A 13,159-nucleotide genomic window follows, 5' to 3' on the forward strand; every position below is an offset into this window, starting at 1 on the left:
GACTGCACCCGTGACGTCCCGTATCCCGCGCGACTCCAGGCTTCGACTCGTCCGACCGCGACCCCTGGCCGCCGCCCCCAGAGCCGTGAACCAGCGGCACCCGCAGCGCCCCGCACCCCGGCCGCCGGAGGGCACCCCCGCCCCGGCCGAACTGGCCAGAATGGCGCGCACCGGCCTCGCGGGCGCGGTCCGCGTCGCCCGCTGGGCCGACACCGCCCTCGGCTCCGGCAGCCCCGGCGCCACCGCCGACGGCAAGGCCACCCTCTCCGATCCGACGGCCGACCGCGCCGCCGCCGACCTCGGCCTGAACGCCGCTCAGGTCCGCGCCGACTGGGACACCGCCCGACTCGCCGGACTCGTCGAGGTGCACGGCGACAGCGCGCGGCCCGGCTGGCGGCTGCGCGCCTGGGACCGCGACGACAGCGCCGTGCTGCGCGGCTGGGTCGCCCTCTTCGACGCCTGGTCGCTGGCCTCCCCGGAGCCGGAGGAGCACGAGCCGGCCGCCGTCGCCGAGGTCGTCTCGGCCATGCCCCAGGTGCTCTCCTTCCTCCAGCTGTCCGCCGGGCCCGTCCCGCGCGCGCAGCTGCTCGACCTGCTCCAGCAGCGGGTCACCGAACTGCGCACCGAGCGCTGCGAGATCTCCTACGAGCCCGGCACCGAGCGGCCCGCGGGAACCGTCGCCGAGCCCGCGGACCCCGCGCCCGCCGCCGACACCCCGCTGCCCCCGCTCCTCGACTGGGCACTGCGGGCCCTCGGCGCCGTCGGCGCCCTGACCTACGGCGACGACCAGGCCACCCTCACCCCGCTGGGCAGCTGGGCGGTGTGGGTCAAGCTGGAGCAGATCTGCGTGGCCGCGCAGAGCCCCGCCGGCAACATCGAGCAGTCCGCCGAGGACATGCTGCGCGGCTGCGCCCAGCTCCGGCCGAACGCGGCCCGCGCCGAGTACCGGGCCTGGCTCGCCGCCCGGACCGTCGGCGGCGCCGTCACCGAGCTGATCGACGCCGCGCGCGGCGAGGACGCCCTGCTGCGCGGCCTGGCCTTCGAGGCGCTGCGCGTCGTCGGCGGCCCCGCCGAGCCCGACGTGCACGCGGTCGTGGACGAGCCGGCCCTGCGGCCGTACGCCCTGCTGTGGCTCGCCGAGCACGACGGCGCCGACCCGGAGGACGCCCACGAGGTCCTCACCCGCGAGGAGGCGACCTGGCTGTGGGTCGACACCGCCGCCGCCGTCGCCGACCACGGGGAGGCGCCGATGCTGGTCCGGCATCTGGAATCCGCGGTGCAGCCCACCGTCCCCCAGCTGCTCGACGAGGTCCGCGCCGTCGGTCACCCGCGCACCGTGCAGGTCCTCGTCGCGCTCGCCGCCGCCCACCCCGACCCGGCCCTGGCCAAGGCCGTGCGCCGGGCCGCGTTCCAGGTGCACACCGGCGGCTGAGCGGCACGGCGGCGCCGGCCGCCTCCGACGGCTCAGACGCCGATCTCGGGGGCGTACGTCCCGAAGCTCCAGATGTTGCCCTCAAGGTCCCGGGCCAGGTAGTCCCGCGCGCCGTAGTCCTGGTCCGTCGGGGGCACGAGGATCTCCACGCCGTGCTCCAGGGCCCGCTCGTGGTGGGCGTCCACGTCGTCCACGACGACATACACGCCGGCGGGCCCGGCGTCCTTCATCGCCGCGTCGAAACGGCCGCCCCGGCCCTTGGAGCCGATCATCACCGCGCCGTGGCCCTGGACGAGCTCGGCGTGCATCACCGTGCCGCCCTCCGTCTCGTACACCGACAGCTCCGTGAAGCCCAGGGCCTCCGTCAGCTGTCTGATCGCCGCCTTCGCGTCCGCGTACAGCAGCGAGGGGTAGACGCTCGGCCGTCCACCGCCCATGCCCGCCATGCCGATCACTCCTTCGTACGCCTTCGTACGCCGGTTCCGTGGCGTCCCGCCCAGTCTCGCAGCCACCACTGACAGCGCTGCCCGAACGCACGGACGTAGAAAAACCGCTTGCACCGTCCCGTTAGACTTGTCCTATGGCCATTCTCCTCGCGCATTAGACGGCGCGAACGCCCTCAGCCGTCCGCCCGCCCCTTCCTGTACGCCCTGGAGTCTGTCCGTGATCTCCGCCTCCGGTATCGAGCTGCGCGCCGGTGCGCGCGTCCTCATCGAGAACGCCACCTTCCGTGTCGCCAAGGGCGACCGCATCGGCCTCGTCGGCCGCAACGGCGCCGGCAAGACCACCCTGACCAAGTGCCTCGCCGGTGAGGGCATCCCGGCCGGCGGCCAGATCGCCCGCTCCGGCGAGGTCGGCTACCTCCCGCAGGACCCCCGCACCGGAGACCTCGACGTCCTCGCCCGGGACCGGATCCTGTCCGCGCGCGGGCTCGACGTGCTGATCCGCAAGATGCGCGAGAACGAACAGCGCATCGCCAACGGCCAGGGCGCCACCCGCGAGAAGGCACTCAAGCAGTACGAGCGCCAGGAGACCGAGTTCCTCACCAAGGGCGGGTACGCCGCCGAGGCCGAGGCCGCCACCATCGCCGCCGCGCTCAACCTGCCCGACCGCGTCCTCGGCCAGCCCCTGCACACGCTCTCCGGCGGTCAGCGCCGCCGTATCGAGCTGGCCCGGATCCTGTTCTCCGACGCGGACACCCTGCTCCTCGACGAGCCGACCAACCACCTCGACGCGGACTCGATCATCTGGCTGCGCGACTACCTGAAGACCTACCGCGGCGGCTTCATCGTGATCAGCCACGACGTCGACCTGGTCGAGACGGTCGTCAACAAGGTGTTCTACCTGGACGCCAACCGCGCCCAGATCGACATCTACAACATGGGCTGGAAGCTCTACCAGCAGCAGCGCGAGGCCGACGAGAAGCGCCGCAAGCGTGAGCGCGCCAACGCCGAGAAGAAGGCCGCCGCGCTCAACGCGCAGGCCGACAAGATGCGCGCCAAGGCCACCAAGACGGTCGCCGCGCAGAACATGGCCCGCCGCGCCGACAAGCTGCTCTCCGGCCTGGAGGCGGTCCGCCAGTCCGACAAGGTCGCCAAGCTCCGCTTCCCGGAGCCCGCGCCCTGCGGCAAGACCCCGCTGATGGCCGAGGGCCTGTCGAAGTCGTACGGCTCGCTGGAGATCTTCACCGACGTCGACCTCGCCATCGACAAGGGCTCCCGGGTCGTCATCCTCGGCCTCAACGGCGCCGGCAAGACGACCCTGCTGCGCCTGCTCGGCGGGGTCGAGACGCCCGACACCGGCGAGGTCGTCCCCGGCCACGGCCTCAAGCTGGGCTACTACGCGCAGGAGCACGAGACCCTGGACCCCGAGCGCACCGTCCTGGAGAACATGCGCTCCTCCGCCCCCGACATGGACCTGGTCGAGGTCCGCAAGGTGCTCGGCTCGTTCCTGTTCTCCGGCGACGACGTCGACAAGCCCGCCGGTGTCCTGTCCGGCGGCGAGAAGACCCGGCTCGCGCTGGCGACCCTGGTGGTCTCCTCGGCGAACGTGCTCCTGCTCGACGAGCCGACCAACAACCTCGACCCCGCGAGCCGCGAGGAGATCCTCGGCGCGCTGCGCACCTACAAGGGCGCGGTCGTCCTCGTCACGCACGACGAGGGCGCCGTCGAGGCGCTGCAGCCGGAGCGGATCATCCTGCTCCCGGACGGCGTCGAGGACCTGTGGGGCTCCGGCTACGCGGACCTCGTCGCCCTCGCGTGATCCACTGCGGATGGATCATTCGGCTCATCGGTGATCCATCATCTGTGTGAGATCTCCTCGTATCGGGGTGTGTCGTACACGGATTTTCCGGCCGATCCCTTCATCGCCAAGGGGTCGGCCGTTTCGCGTCGCTGACCTGGTACTTCGTGAATCCACCCGTTCGGTCGCACGGGTGCCACCTCCTGGAACATCAAATTCCGCTTGTGGGGATCCACTCCTGTCGTCACAACGATGTCCCACCGACCTTGCCGAATGGGTGGCCATAGCGCCCAGGAGGGGTGATCATGAGGAGACCAGAGCGCACTTCCCATGAGGAGGCACGGGTGGCCGAGACTCTGAAGAAGGGCAGCCGGGTGACCGGCGCCGCGCGCGACAAGCTCGCGGCAGACCTGAAGAAGAAGTACGACTCCGGTGCGAGCATCCGGGCGCTGGCCGAGGAGACCGGCCGCTCGTATGGCTTCGTACACCGGATGCTCAGCGAGTCGGGCGTCACGCTTCGTGGGCGTGGCGGAGCGACCCGGGGCAAGAAGGCCGCATCGTCCTGACTCCGGGCGGCCATCGGCTTCGATGGTGGCCACCCGGTCGGCGGTCTGACCGGCCGGGTGGTTACTGTGCAGTCACTTAAGCGTGCCCAGCACGGCTGGCATGCCTGACCGACCGCACCCATCGGAGGCGCCCCATGGCTTCGCCCGACCAGGACCTCGCTCCTGTACTCGACAAGGACGGCGTACGGCTCACCGTCGACGACGCGCTCGCCACGGTGACGCTGGCCAACCCGGCCAAGCGCAACGCGCAGAGCCCCGCCCTGTGGCGGGCGCTCACCGAGGCCGGCCGGCTGCTGCCGGGCGCCGTCCGTGTCGTCGTGCTGCGCGGCGAGGGCATGTCCTTCTCCGCCGGGCTGGACCGACAGATGTTCACCCCGGAGGGGATCCCGGGCGAGCCGACCTTCATCGATCTCGCGCGTCGTGACGACGCCGGGCTCGACGCGAGCATCGCCGAGTTCCAGGAGGCGTTCACCTGGTGGCGGCGCAACGACCTCGTGTCCATCGCCGCCGTCCAGGGGCATGCCATCGGGGCCGGCTTCCAACTCGCGCTCGCGTGCGACCTGCGCGTCGTCGCGGACGACGTGCAGTTCGCCATGCGCGAGACCAGCCTCGGCCTCGTACCCGACCTGACCGGCACGCACCCGCTGGTCGGTCTCGTCGGGTACGCCCGCGCGCTGGAGATCTGCGCCACCGGACGGTTCGTCGGCGCCGAGGAGTCGGTGGCGTCCGGGCTGGCCAACCTCGCCGTGCCCGCCGGCCAACTGGACGCGGCCGCACGGGACTTGGCCGCGGCGCTGCTGGCCGCACCGCGGGACGCGGTCGTGGAGACCAAGGCGTTGCTGCGCGGTGCCGCAGACCGTACCTACGACGAGCAGCGGGCCGCCGAGCGGGCCGCTCAGGCACGCCGGCTCCGGGACCTGGCCGGCCTCGGCGAATAGCAGGCGAAGGGCACCCGGCCCGGGGACGCGAGGACGGCGGGTCGCGTGCGCCGGTCAGCCGACCGCCGTGATCGACACCGTCACCGTCGGCCTGTCCTCCAGCGCCTCCCGTACGGCCGTGCGGACCCGCCGGGCCACGTCGACGGCCCGGTGATCCGCGCCGGTCGCCACCTCCACGCGCGCGTGGAGGCGCGGCAGGGCCGTCGTACCGGTCGCGCGCTCCTCCAGGCGGATCCCGCGCCCGAGGGAGGCGGTCAGCCCCGTCACCCCCGGGACCGACAGCACGGCCGCGGCCGCCCGGGCCTCGTCCGGGTCCGTGGGCTCCGCGGCCGCCGTCGGCCGGGGCGGACGTACCTCCCGGGGCGGCTCCGCCACCTCCAGCAGATCGGTCACCCGCAGGTCCACCTCCCGCACCAGCAGGCCGAGTCCGTCCGTCGCGGCCGTGGCCAGGGCCTGCCGCAGCCGGGACGCCACCACCGGCAGCGGTTCGGCGGCCGTCGCCGCGAAATCCGCCGCCACCCGCAGCGGGCCCGGCGGCAGCGCACCCGGCGGGGGCGGTACGACGGGGTCGTGCGCCTCCTGCGGATCGGCGAGCCCGATGCGCAGCGCGCCCAGCCGCACCCCGGGCACCCCGTCCGCCGCCGCACGCTCCAGCACGGCCGCGGCCGCCCCCTCCGCGATCCACGCGCCGTCGCGCACCCCGCCGAGCGGCAGCAGCCTGCCCAGCCCCACAAGCTGCCGCGCGGTCTGTGTCCACCGGTCCGCCGTCATTCCACCAGCCTGCCGTATCCCCGGTGTGCGGGCGGGGAACCATGCGTACGGTGGTCCGGAGACGACGACCGAAAGGGACGTACGGCGATGACCGACATGACGACGGCCCCCGAGGGCGATCACGAGGGCGAACAGTGGGAGCGGCTGTCGGCCCGCAAGGCCACCCGGCGCGGCGGCGGCGACCCGGCCGGTCGCGGCCGGACGACCATCGCCGACGGCGTCGTGGAGAAGATCGCCGGGCTCGCGGCCCGGGACGTGGTCGGCGTGCACACCATGGGCAGCGGCCTGGCCCGCACCTTCGGCGCCGTGCGCGACCGGGTGCCGGGCGGCTCCAGGTCGGTGACGCGCGGCGTCAAGGCCGAGGTCGGCGAGGTGCAGACCGCGCTCGACCTGGAGATCGTCGTGGACTACGGCGTCTCGATCGCCGACGTCGCCCGGGCCGTGCGCGAGAACGTGATCGCCGCCGTGGAGCGCATGACGGGACTTGAGGTCGTCGAGGTCAACATCGCCGTCAGCGACGTCAAGCTGCCCGAGGAAGAGGACGAGGAGCCCGAGCCCCGGATCCAGTGATCCGACCGCACGGCCCCGGACCCGCACGCTGACGAGCTGAGGAGCGCTGCATGAGCATGGCCCTGGTCGGCATGATCGCCGGAATGGCGCTGGGATTCGCCGGGTACTTCGGCGGGTTCGGGGCCTTTTTGCTGGTGGCGGCGTTGGGTGCGATCGGGTTCGTCGCCGGCCGGTTCGCGGAGGGCGACCTGGAGCTGGGCGACTTCTTCCGCACCCGCGACGACCGGCGCGACCGGCGGCGGTGACGGGCGGTGAGCGCCGAGACCGGCGTGGTGCGCCCGCGCCCGGCCCTCGCACCGCCGGGTGAGCGCGGCGCCCTGCGGATCGCCGACCGGGTCGTGGCGAAGATCGCCGCGCAGGCCGCCCGCGAGGCACTGCCACCCCCGCCCGCCGACGCCGCCGCCCCGCACGCCACCGTCGTCTGCCACGGCGACACGGCCCGCATCCAGGTGCACCTCGAACTCGCCTACCCCTGCGACATCGGCGCCCACAGCGCGGCCGTGCGTCGCCATGTCGCCCAGCGGGTAAGCGCGTTGGTGGAGATGGAGGTGACCGAGGTCGTCGTCCGGATCGAGCGGCTGCATCCGGCACCGGCACCCGGCGCGGTCCACGGGAGGGCCTGATGAGCGAGCCACCGACGAGCACCCCGACCCTCGACAAACCCCCGCCCGCCGCCCTGCCCGCACCCCGGGGCAGCCGGCGCTTCTGGGCGCCGCGCCGCGTCCCGGCCGCCGTCGTCGCCGTCCTGCTCGTGGCCGGCTCCGGCCTGCTGCTCTACGACGTCGCCGCCGTCCGCGCCCACCGCCCGGCGATGCGCTGGCGCCGCGCCCTGGCCCGGCAGCTGGCCGAACGGCACCTGGACGACACCTGGGTGCTGGTGGGCGCGGGCGTCGCCGCAGCCCTCGGCCTGTGGCTGATCGTCCTCGCGGTCACGCCCGGCCGGCGCGGCCTGCTGCCGATGCGGCGTCCGCACCCCGATGTCCGCGCCGCGCTCCGGCGCGAGGCCGCGGCGCTGCTGCTGCGCGACCGGGCCCTGGACGTGTCCGGGGTCCGCTCGGTACGGGTGCGGATGCGCCGGAGCAAGGCCGACGTCCGCGCCGTCTCGCACTTCCGCGACCTGGCCGACGTCCGTGCCGACCTCGCCCTCACGCTCGGCGAGGCGATCGGGGGCCTCGGCCTGGACCGGCCGCCCACGCTGACGCTGCGGGTGGCACGGCCCGGAGGGAAGGGGTGACGGCGATGCGCGCGGGCCGCCTCAACCGTGTCGTGCTGGGCCTCGTCGGCCTGCTCCTGCTCGTGCTCGGCGGCTCGGTGCTGGCCGTCGGCCTGGGCGCGCCGGTGCCCTCCTGGTGGCCGTACACCGGCCCGCACGACGTCCTGCTGAGCCGGGCCGGGCGCATCCGCTGGCGGCACACCGACTGGTGGTGGCCGGCCGTCCTCGCCGGCCTGGCCGTCCTGGTGCTGCTCGCCCTGTGGTGGCTGACCACGGTCCTGCGCCGCCGTCGGCCGGCCGAGATCGTCGTCGACACCGGCGACGGCGCGTACGCGCTCCTGCGGGGCAGGGCCCTGGAGGCGGCGCTCGCCCAGGAGGCCGTCCGGCAGGACGGCGTGGCCCACGCCGAGGCCGTCCTGCGCGGCCGCCGTACGGCACCCACGGCACGGATCTGGCTCCAACTGGAGCCGCACACGGACCCGTCGGCGGCCCTGGCCGCCTTCACGGCCGGGGCACTGGCGCACGCCCGCGACTCGGCCCGGCTGGCGTCCCTCCCGGCGGAGGTACGCCTGCGGGCGGTCAAACACCCTGCCGAGAGGGTCACGTGACGACGGTCAGAACCCGTGCCGCATGCCGCCGTCCACCGGCAGCATGATCCCCGTCAGATAGGAGGCCGCCGGCGACAGCAGGAACGCCGCGGCCTTCCCGAACTCCTCCGGCGTCCCGTACCGCCGCAGCGGGATCCGGGACTCGTTGGCGGCCCGGGTGGCCTCGGGGTCGGCGGAGAGCCCGTCCAGTTCGCGCACGCGGTCCGTGTCGATGCGCGACGGCAGCAGACCGAGCACCCGGATCCCGCGCGGTCCGAGCTCGTCCGCGAGGGACTTGGCGAACCCGGCGAGACCGGGCCGCAGCCCGTTGGAGATGGTCAGCGCGGGGATCGGCTCGTACACCGACGCGGACAGCACGAAGCCGATGACCCCGCCGGGCTCCAGCTCGGCCGCCGCCGCGCGCGCGAGCCGTACCGCGCCGAGGAACACCGACTCGAACGCGCCGCGCCACTGCTCGTCGGTGTTGTCCGCGACGAACCCGGGCGGCGGACCGCCCACGCTCACCAGCACGCCGTGGAAGCCCCCGAAGTGCTCACGGGCGGCCGCGATCAGCCGCTCGGGAGCCCGCTCGTCGGAGTTGTCCACGGCCACGCCCAGCGCGTTCGGGCCCAGTTCGGCGGCGGCGTCGGCGACCCGCTTGTCGTCCCGGCCGCTGATCACGACCTTCGCGCCGTCGGCGACGAGTTCCCGCGCGGCGGCGTTGCCCAGCCCGCGCGTCGCCCCGGTGACGATGTACACCCGGTCCTTCAGTCCAAGATCCATGCGCTCTATCCTGCCTGTTCGTCGCCGAACAGCGTGAGGGCGGTGTTCACCAGGGCGATGTGGCTGAAGGCCTGCGGGAAGTTGCCCACCTGGCCGCCCAGCGCCGGGTCGTACTCCTCCGCCAGCAGCCCCACGTCGTTGACCAACGCGACCAGCCGCGCGAAGAGTTCCCGGGCCTCGTCCCTCCGGCCCGTCATGTGCAGGGCGTCCGCGAGCCAGAACGAGCAGGCGAGGAAGGCGCCTTCGCCGCCCGGCATGCCGTCGACGCCGACGGCGTCCGTGTCGTAGCGGCGCACGAAGCCGCCGTGGCCGAGGTCCGCGCGGATCGCGTCGACCGTGCCGATCACGCGCGGATCGTCGGGCGGCAGGAAGCCGACCCGGGGGATCAGCAGCAGGGCGGCGTCCAGTTCGCGCGAGCCGTAGTACTGGGTGAAGGTCCCGCGCCGGGAGTCGTAGCCCTGCTCGCACACCTCCCGGTGCACCTCGTCGCGCATCGCCCGCCAGCCGTCCGCGTCGCCCGTCAGCTCCGGGTGCTCCTCCAGGGTCCGTACGGCGCGGTCGGCGGCCACCCACACCAGCACCTTCGAGTGCACGAACTGGCGCCGCCCGCCGCGCACCTCCCACAGGCCCTCGTCGGGCTGGCGCCACGCCGACTGGAGGAACGTCATCAGCGCCCGCTGGAGCGCCCACATGTGCGGCTTGGTGGACAGCCCCGTGGTGCGGGCCAGGTACAGCGAGTCCATGACCTCGCCGTACACGTCCAGCTGGAGCTGGTCGACGGCGCCGTTGCCGACGCGCACGGGCGCGGACTCGGCGAAGCCGGGCAGCCAGGCCAGCTCCCACTCCGGCAGCCGGCGCTCGCCGGCCAGGCCGTACATGATCTGGAGGTCCGCCGGGTCGCCCGCGACCGCGCGCAGCAGCCAGTCGCGCCAGGCCTCGGCCTCCTTGTGGTAGCCGGCGGTGAGCAGGGCGCCGAGGGTGAGGGTGGAGTCGCGCAGCCAGCAGTAGCGGTAGTCCCAGTTGCGCACCCCGCCCAGCTCCTCGGGCAGCGAGGTGGTGGCCGCGGCGACGATCCCGCCCGTCGGGGCGTAGGTGAGCGCCTTGAGCGTGATCAGGGACCGTACGACCGCGTCCCGGTACGGCCCGCCGTAGCGGCAGCGGGCGGCCCAGCGCCGCCAGTCGCTGACGCTGGCGCTCAGCGCCTTGTAGGGGTCGACGAGCGGGGGACGCGGCTCGTGCGAGGGGTGCCAGGTCAGCACGAACGCGACCCGCATGCCCTCGGCGACGGTGAACTCGGAGTGGGTGCCGAGGTCTTCGCCCCACATCTCCACGGCGGGCTCGGTGCGCAGCCACACCGAGTCCGGTCCGGCGACGGCGACCCGGTGGCCGTCGGCGCGGCGCATCCACGGCACGATCGATCCGTAGTCGAAGCGCAGCCGGAGGGTGCTGCGGACGGTGACGTGCCCGCTGACGCCCTCCACGATCCGTACGACGTCGGGGGCGCGGTCGCGCTGCGGCATCAGGTCGGTGATCCGCACGGTGCCGTCGGCGGTCTCCCACTCGGTGTCGAGGACGAGGGTGTCGGGCCGGTAGGCGCGCCGGGTGCAGACCCCGGCCCCCTTGGGCGCGAGCCGCCAGTACCCGTGGTCCTCGTCGCCCAGCAGCTTCGCGAAGCAGGCCCCGGAGTCGAAGCGGGGCAGGCACAGCCAGTCGATCGAACCGTCCCTGCCGACCAGGGCCGCGGTCTGCTCGTCACCGATGAGGGCGTAGTCCTCGATGCGCGCGTTCACGGGATGCGGGTTCCCGGCGGGCACGGGGGCCAACCAGGGGGTGCGCCGGGGGAGTGACCTGCCCCCGCACGCCCGGGGTCACACGGCGGCCGGCGCCGTCTCCTCGGGCGTCTCCTTCGCGGCCTCGGCCGCCGCCCGGTCGCGGAGCTCGCGCCGGACCAGGGACCACCAGCCGAACGGGACGGCCGCGGCGAACAGCCACCACTGGATCATGTACGCGTAGTTCAGCGGGGCGTCCTCGGTGCCCGGGTCGGAGATCTGCTCCGGGGAGTCGGTCTGGGGCCCGGTCTGCTCGACGTAACCGCCGAGCACCTGGGCGCCGAGCCGGTGCGCCTCCTGCGTGCTGTCGATCAGCATGACCTGCCGGGCGGGCAGGCCCTGGATGTTCTTGATGCCGCTCGCCGCGGTGGTCTCGTCGGCCATCAGCCGCCCGGTGATCGTGGTCTTCCCGGCCGGCGGGGCGGGGATCTTCGGGAAGGCGGTCTGGACGCCGTTCGCGGGGATCCAGCCGCGGTTGACGAGCAGTACCTTGCCGTCGGCCAGGACGAACGGGGTGAGCACATGGAAGCCGACCTCGTCGTCGGAGTTGGTCCGGCGCCGGACCACTTCCTCGCGGGCGGTGTCGAAGGTGCCCGTCGCGGTGACCGTGCGGTACCTCTCGGCGCGGGTCACGGCGTGCCCCGGGGCGGAGAGCCGCTCGACCGGGACCGGCTTGGCGTGCAGCGCGGAGGAGACCAGGTCGTTGCGCGCGGTGCGCTGCTCGTACCGGTGCTGCTGCCAGAAGCCGAGCCGGATCATCGTCGGGATCAGGGCGATCGAGACGAGCGTGAGGATGACCCACTGGACGGACAAAAGGAAGCGGTAGCGACGCACCCCACGACGGTACCCCCGCGCCGTGGGGTGCCTTCAGCCGGGTCGGATCACACCCGGTCGACGATCCCCACCTTCCCCGCTTCCCGGGCGCAGTGGGCGCCGCAGTAGAAGTTGCCGTCGGCCTCCACGCCCTGGCCGATGATCGAGACCTCGCAGCGCTCGCAGAGCGGTGCCATGCGCTGGATCGCGCAGGAGAAGCAGTCGAAGACGTGCACCGCGCCCTGGGCGTGGACCTCGAAGGTCATTCCGTAGTCATTGCCGCAAACTTCACATTTCGCCATGCGCCTCAGGGTGAGCCGTCGCCGGGGCCCGGGCGAGCGGCCGGCGGGTGAGTCTCCCGTCAATCACCCGTTCGTACGGTCACCCGTCCGCCGGTCACCGATCGGCCCGTACGGTCACTCGTCGGCGGGCTCGACGTCGCGCAGCAGCTGTCCGAAGGCGGCCTCGTCCACCACCGGCGTGCCGAACTGGCGGGCCTTGACCACCTTCGACGTGCCCGAGTCGGGATCGTTGGTCACCAGCAGGCTGGTCAGCCGCGAGATGCTGGACGCCACGTGCAGCCCGGCCTCGGTCGCCCGGTCCTCCAGCAGCTCGCGCTCGGTCGAGGTGTCCCCGGAGAACGCCACCCGCATGCCCTGTTTGAGGTGTTTGCCGTCTTCGTACCGGCCGGGGTTGGGGTAGGGGCAGGCGGGCCGCCTGCGGGACGGGCGCCAACTGCTCGGCCGGTAACCGCCGTAGCCGCCGGAGGGCTGGCGGGGCACCGGGCGGTCCGACCACTCCGTCAGCGGCCGGCACTCCAGCAGCGGAAGCCGTACCTCGCCCGCCGCCGCGGCCGCGAGGCTCGGCCGGAACGCCTCCGCCAGCACACGCGCGTCGTCCAGCGCGTGGTGCGCCCGCTGCTGCACGACGCCGTAGTGCGCCGCCAGCGACTCCAGCTTGAAGTTGGGCAGCGGCAGCCCCAGCTCCTTCGACAGCGCGATGGTGCACAGCCGCTGACGCACCGGCGCCTCGCGCTTCGCGCGCGCGTACTCCCGCGCGATCATCTGCCAGTCGAAGACGGCGTTGTGCGCCACGAGCACCCTGCCGTCCAGCCGGGCGGCGAACTCCTCCGCGATGTCCGCGAAGAGCGGCGCGCCTTCGAGCGTCTCGCTCGTCAGACCGTGTATCCACACCGGTCCCGGATCGCGCTCCGGGTTGACCAGCGTGTACCAGTGGTCCTCGACCTCGCCGCGCTCGTCCAGCCGGTACACGGCGGCCGAGATGATCCGGTCGTCCCGGGCCAGGCCGGTGGTCTCCACGTCAACGACCGCGTATCCCTTCGGATACGCGGCCGGCCACTGGGTGGGGGAGGACACTGCGGTCGCACGGTCTTCGAGCATGGTCATTGAGGATACG

General features: G+C 73.5%; 16 protein-coding genes. 9 read left to right on the forward strand and 7 right to left on the reverse strand.

Features of this window, described 5'->3' with window-relative positions; translation table 11 throughout:
• Positions 1 to 10: 10 nt before the first annotated feature.
• On the forward strand, positions 11 to 1,432 hold the full coding sequence (locus tag ACFC8N_RS28565) for a hypothetical protein (RefSeq protein ID WP_356031031.1): 1,422 nt from the start codon (positions 11 to 13) through the stop codon (positions 1,430 to 1,432).
• Between the two features lie 32 nt (positions 1,433 to 1,464).
• On the opposite strand, the gene ACFC8N_RS28570 is transcribed toward ACFC8N_RS28565, so the two are convergent.
• Positions 1,465 to 1,878 (reverse strand): VOC family protein, encoded by a 414-nt coding sequence (locus ACFC8N_RS28570; protein WP_356031033.1) that lies wholly within the window; start codon positions 1,876 to 1,878, stop codon positions 1,465 to 1,467.
• Between the two features lie 217 nt (positions 1,879 to 2,095).
• Here ACFC8N_RS28570 and ACFC8N_RS28575 point away from each other — a divergent pair, with 217 nt between their 5' ends.
• From ACFC8N_RS28575 to ACFC8N_RS28585, 3 genes are all read left to right on the forward strand, one after another.
• Positions 2,096 to 3,694 carry an ABC-F family ATP-binding cassette domain-containing protein gene (locus ACFC8N_RS28575; protein ID WP_376290936.1) on the forward strand — a complete coding sequence of 533 codons (1,599 nt, stop codon included), beginning with the start codon at positions 2,096 to 2,098 and terminating at the stop codon, positions 3,692 to 3,694.
• Between the two features lie 323 nt (positions 3,695 to 4,017).
• A complete protein-coding gene (locus tag ACFC8N_RS28580) occupies positions 4,018 to 4,239 on the forward strand; it encodes a helix-turn-helix domain-containing protein (RefSeq protein ID WP_004002281.1) in 222 nt (73 codons plus the stop codon).
• A gap of 134 nt (positions 4,240 to 4,373) precedes the next feature.
• Positions 4,374 to 5,177, forward strand: coding sequence for an enoyl-CoA hydratase/isomerase family protein (locus ACFC8N_RS28585; RefSeq protein ID WP_376290938.1), 804 nt, complete (start codon positions 4,374 to 4,376; stop codon positions 5,175 to 5,177).
• A gap of 54 nt (positions 5,178 to 5,231) precedes the next feature.
• Here ACFC8N_RS28585 and ACFC8N_RS28590 read toward each other — a convergent pair whose 3' ends face one another.
• Positions 5,232 to 5,948: a nucleopolyhedrovirus P10 family protein gene (locus ACFC8N_RS28590; protein WP_376290941.1), complete on the reverse strand. Its 717-nt coding sequence runs from the start codon at positions 5,946 to 5,948 to the stop codon at positions 5,232 to 5,234.
• 87 nt (positions 5,949 to 6,035) lie between these two features.
• On the opposite strand from ACFC8N_RS28590, the gene ACFC8N_RS28595 reads away from it, so the two are divergent.
• Genes ACFC8N_RS28595 through amaP form a run of 5 tightly spaced genes read left to right on the forward strand, consistent with a single transcriptional unit; the run spans position 6,036 to position 8,339 of the window.
• A complete protein-coding gene (locus tag ACFC8N_RS28595) occupies positions 6,036 to 6,518 on the forward strand; it encodes an Asp23/Gls24 family envelope stress response protein (protein WP_356031038.1) in 483 nt (160 codons plus the stop codon).
• 50 nt (positions 6,519 to 6,568) lie between these two features.
• Positions 6,569 to 6,763, forward strand: a complete 195-nt coding sequence (locus tag ACFC8N_RS28600; RefSeq protein ID WP_356031039.1) for a hypothetical protein — start codon at positions 6,569 to 6,571, stop codon at positions 6,761 to 6,763.
• A 6-nt stretch (positions 6,764 to 6,769) separates the two neighbouring features.
• Complete coding sequence (locus ACFC8N_RS28605) at positions 6,770 to 7,141, forward strand: hypothetical protein (RefSeq protein WP_356031040.1); 372 nt, start codon at positions 6,770 to 6,772, stop codon at positions 7,139 to 7,141.
• The gene (locus tag ACFC8N_RS28610) at positions 7,141 to 7,752 is read left to right on the forward strand and encodes a DUF6286 domain-containing protein (RefSeq protein ID WP_376290944.1); all 612 of its coding nucleotides are present in this window, start codon (positions 7,141 to 7,143) and stop codon (positions 7,750 to 7,752) included. The genes ACFC8N_RS28605 and ACFC8N_RS28610 overlap by 1 nt, the downstream gene beginning before the upstream one ends.
• A 5-nt stretch (positions 7,753 to 7,757) precedes the next feature.
• Complete coding sequence (gene amaP / locus ACFC8N_RS28615; protein WP_376290946.1) at positions 7,758 to 8,339, forward strand: alkaline shock response membrane anchor protein AmaP; 582 nt, start codon at positions 7,758 to 7,760, stop codon at positions 8,337 to 8,339.
• A 6-nt stretch (positions 8,340 to 8,345) separates the two neighbouring features.
• On the opposite strand, the gene ACFC8N_RS28620 is transcribed toward amaP, so the two are convergent.
• The 5 genes from ACFC8N_RS28620 to ACFC8N_RS28640 form a co-directional block, all read right to left on the reverse strand.
• Positions 8,346 to 9,101, reverse strand: coding sequence for an SDR family oxidoreductase (locus ACFC8N_RS28620; RefSeq protein ID WP_376290948.1), 756 nt, complete (start codon positions 9,099 to 9,101; stop codon positions 8,346 to 8,348).
• Positions 9,102 to 9,106: 5 nt separating this feature from the next.
• The gene (locus tag ACFC8N_RS28625) at positions 9,107 to 10,891 is read right to left on the reverse strand and encodes a glycoside hydrolase family 15 protein (RefSeq protein WP_356031047.1); all 1,785 of its coding nucleotides are present in this window, start codon (positions 10,889 to 10,891) and stop codon (positions 9,107 to 9,109) included.
• A 78-nt stretch (positions 10,892 to 10,969) separates the two neighbouring features.
• The gene (locus tag ACFC8N_RS28630) at positions 10,970 to 11,764 is read right to left on the reverse strand and encodes an SURF1 family protein (RefSeq protein ID WP_376290951.1); all 795 of its coding nucleotides are present in this window, start codon (positions 11,762 to 11,764) and stop codon (positions 10,970 to 10,972) included.
• 47 nt (positions 11,765 to 11,811) lie between these two features.
• Positions 11,812 to 12,045, reverse strand: coding sequence for a hypothetical protein (locus ACFC8N_RS28635; protein WP_356031049.1), 234 nt, complete (start codon positions 12,043 to 12,045; stop codon positions 11,812 to 11,814).
• 114 nt (positions 12,046 to 12,159) lie between these two features.
• Positions 12,160 to 13,143 carry a DEDDh family exonuclease gene (locus tag ACFC8N_RS28640; RefSeq protein ID WP_356031051.1) on the reverse strand — a complete coding sequence of 328 codons (984 nt, stop codon included), beginning with the start codon at positions 13,141 to 13,143 and terminating at the stop codon, positions 12,160 to 12,162.
• Between the last annotated feature and the right edge of the window lie 16 nt (positions 13,144 to 13,159).

Source organism: Streptomyces sp. NPDC055966 (assembly GCF_042269865.1).
Taxonomy (GTDB): Bacteria; Actinomycetota; Actinomycetes; order Streptomycetales; family Streptomycetaceae; genus Streptomyces.

What these genes read in the sequence shown, in the direction of transcription:
- ACFC8N_RS28600 (WP_356031039.1), top strand. Translation starts at nt 6,569, where the DNA reads ATGAGCATGGCCCTGGTCGGCATGATCGCCGGAATGGCGCTGGGATTC.
- ACFC8N_RS28590 (WP_376290941.1), bottom strand. Translation starts at nt 5,948, where the DNA reads ATGACGGCGGACCGGTGGACACAGACCGCGCGGCAGCTTGTGGGGCTG.
- amaP (WP_376290946.1), top strand. Translation starts at nt 7,758, where the DNA reads ATGCGCGCGGGCCGCCTCAACCGTGTCGTGCTGGGCCTCGTCGGCCTG.
- ACFC8N_RS28635 (WP_356031049.1), bottom strand. Translation starts at nt 12,045, where the DNA reads ATGGCGAAATGTGAAGTTTGCGGCAATGACTACGGAATGACCTTCGAG.
- ACFC8N_RS28595 (WP_356031038.1), top strand. Translation starts at nt 6,036, where the DNA reads ATGACCGACATGACGACGGCCCCCGAGGGCGATCACGAGGGCGAACAG.
- ACFC8N_RS28610 (WP_376290944.1), top strand. Translation starts at nt 7,141, where the DNA reads ATGAGCGAGCCACCGACGAGCACCCCGACCCTCGACAAACCCCCGCCC.
- ACFC8N_RS28640 (WP_356031051.1), bottom strand. Translation starts at nt 13,143, where the DNA reads ATGCTCGAAGACCGTGCGACCGCAGTGTCCTCCCCCACCCAGTGGCCG.
- ACFC8N_RS28620 (WP_376290948.1), bottom strand. Translation starts at nt 9,101, where the DNA reads ATGGATCTTGGACTGAAGGACCGGGTGTACATCGTCACCGGGGCGACG.
- ACFC8N_RS28570 (WP_356031033.1), bottom strand. Translation starts at nt 1,878, where the DNA reads ATGGCGGGCATGGGCGGTGGACGGCCGAGCGTCTACCCCTCGCTGCTG.
- ACFC8N_RS28585 (WP_376290938.1), top strand. Translation starts at nt 4,374, where the DNA reads ATGGCTTCGCCCGACCAGGACCTCGCTCCTGTACTCGACAAGGACGGC.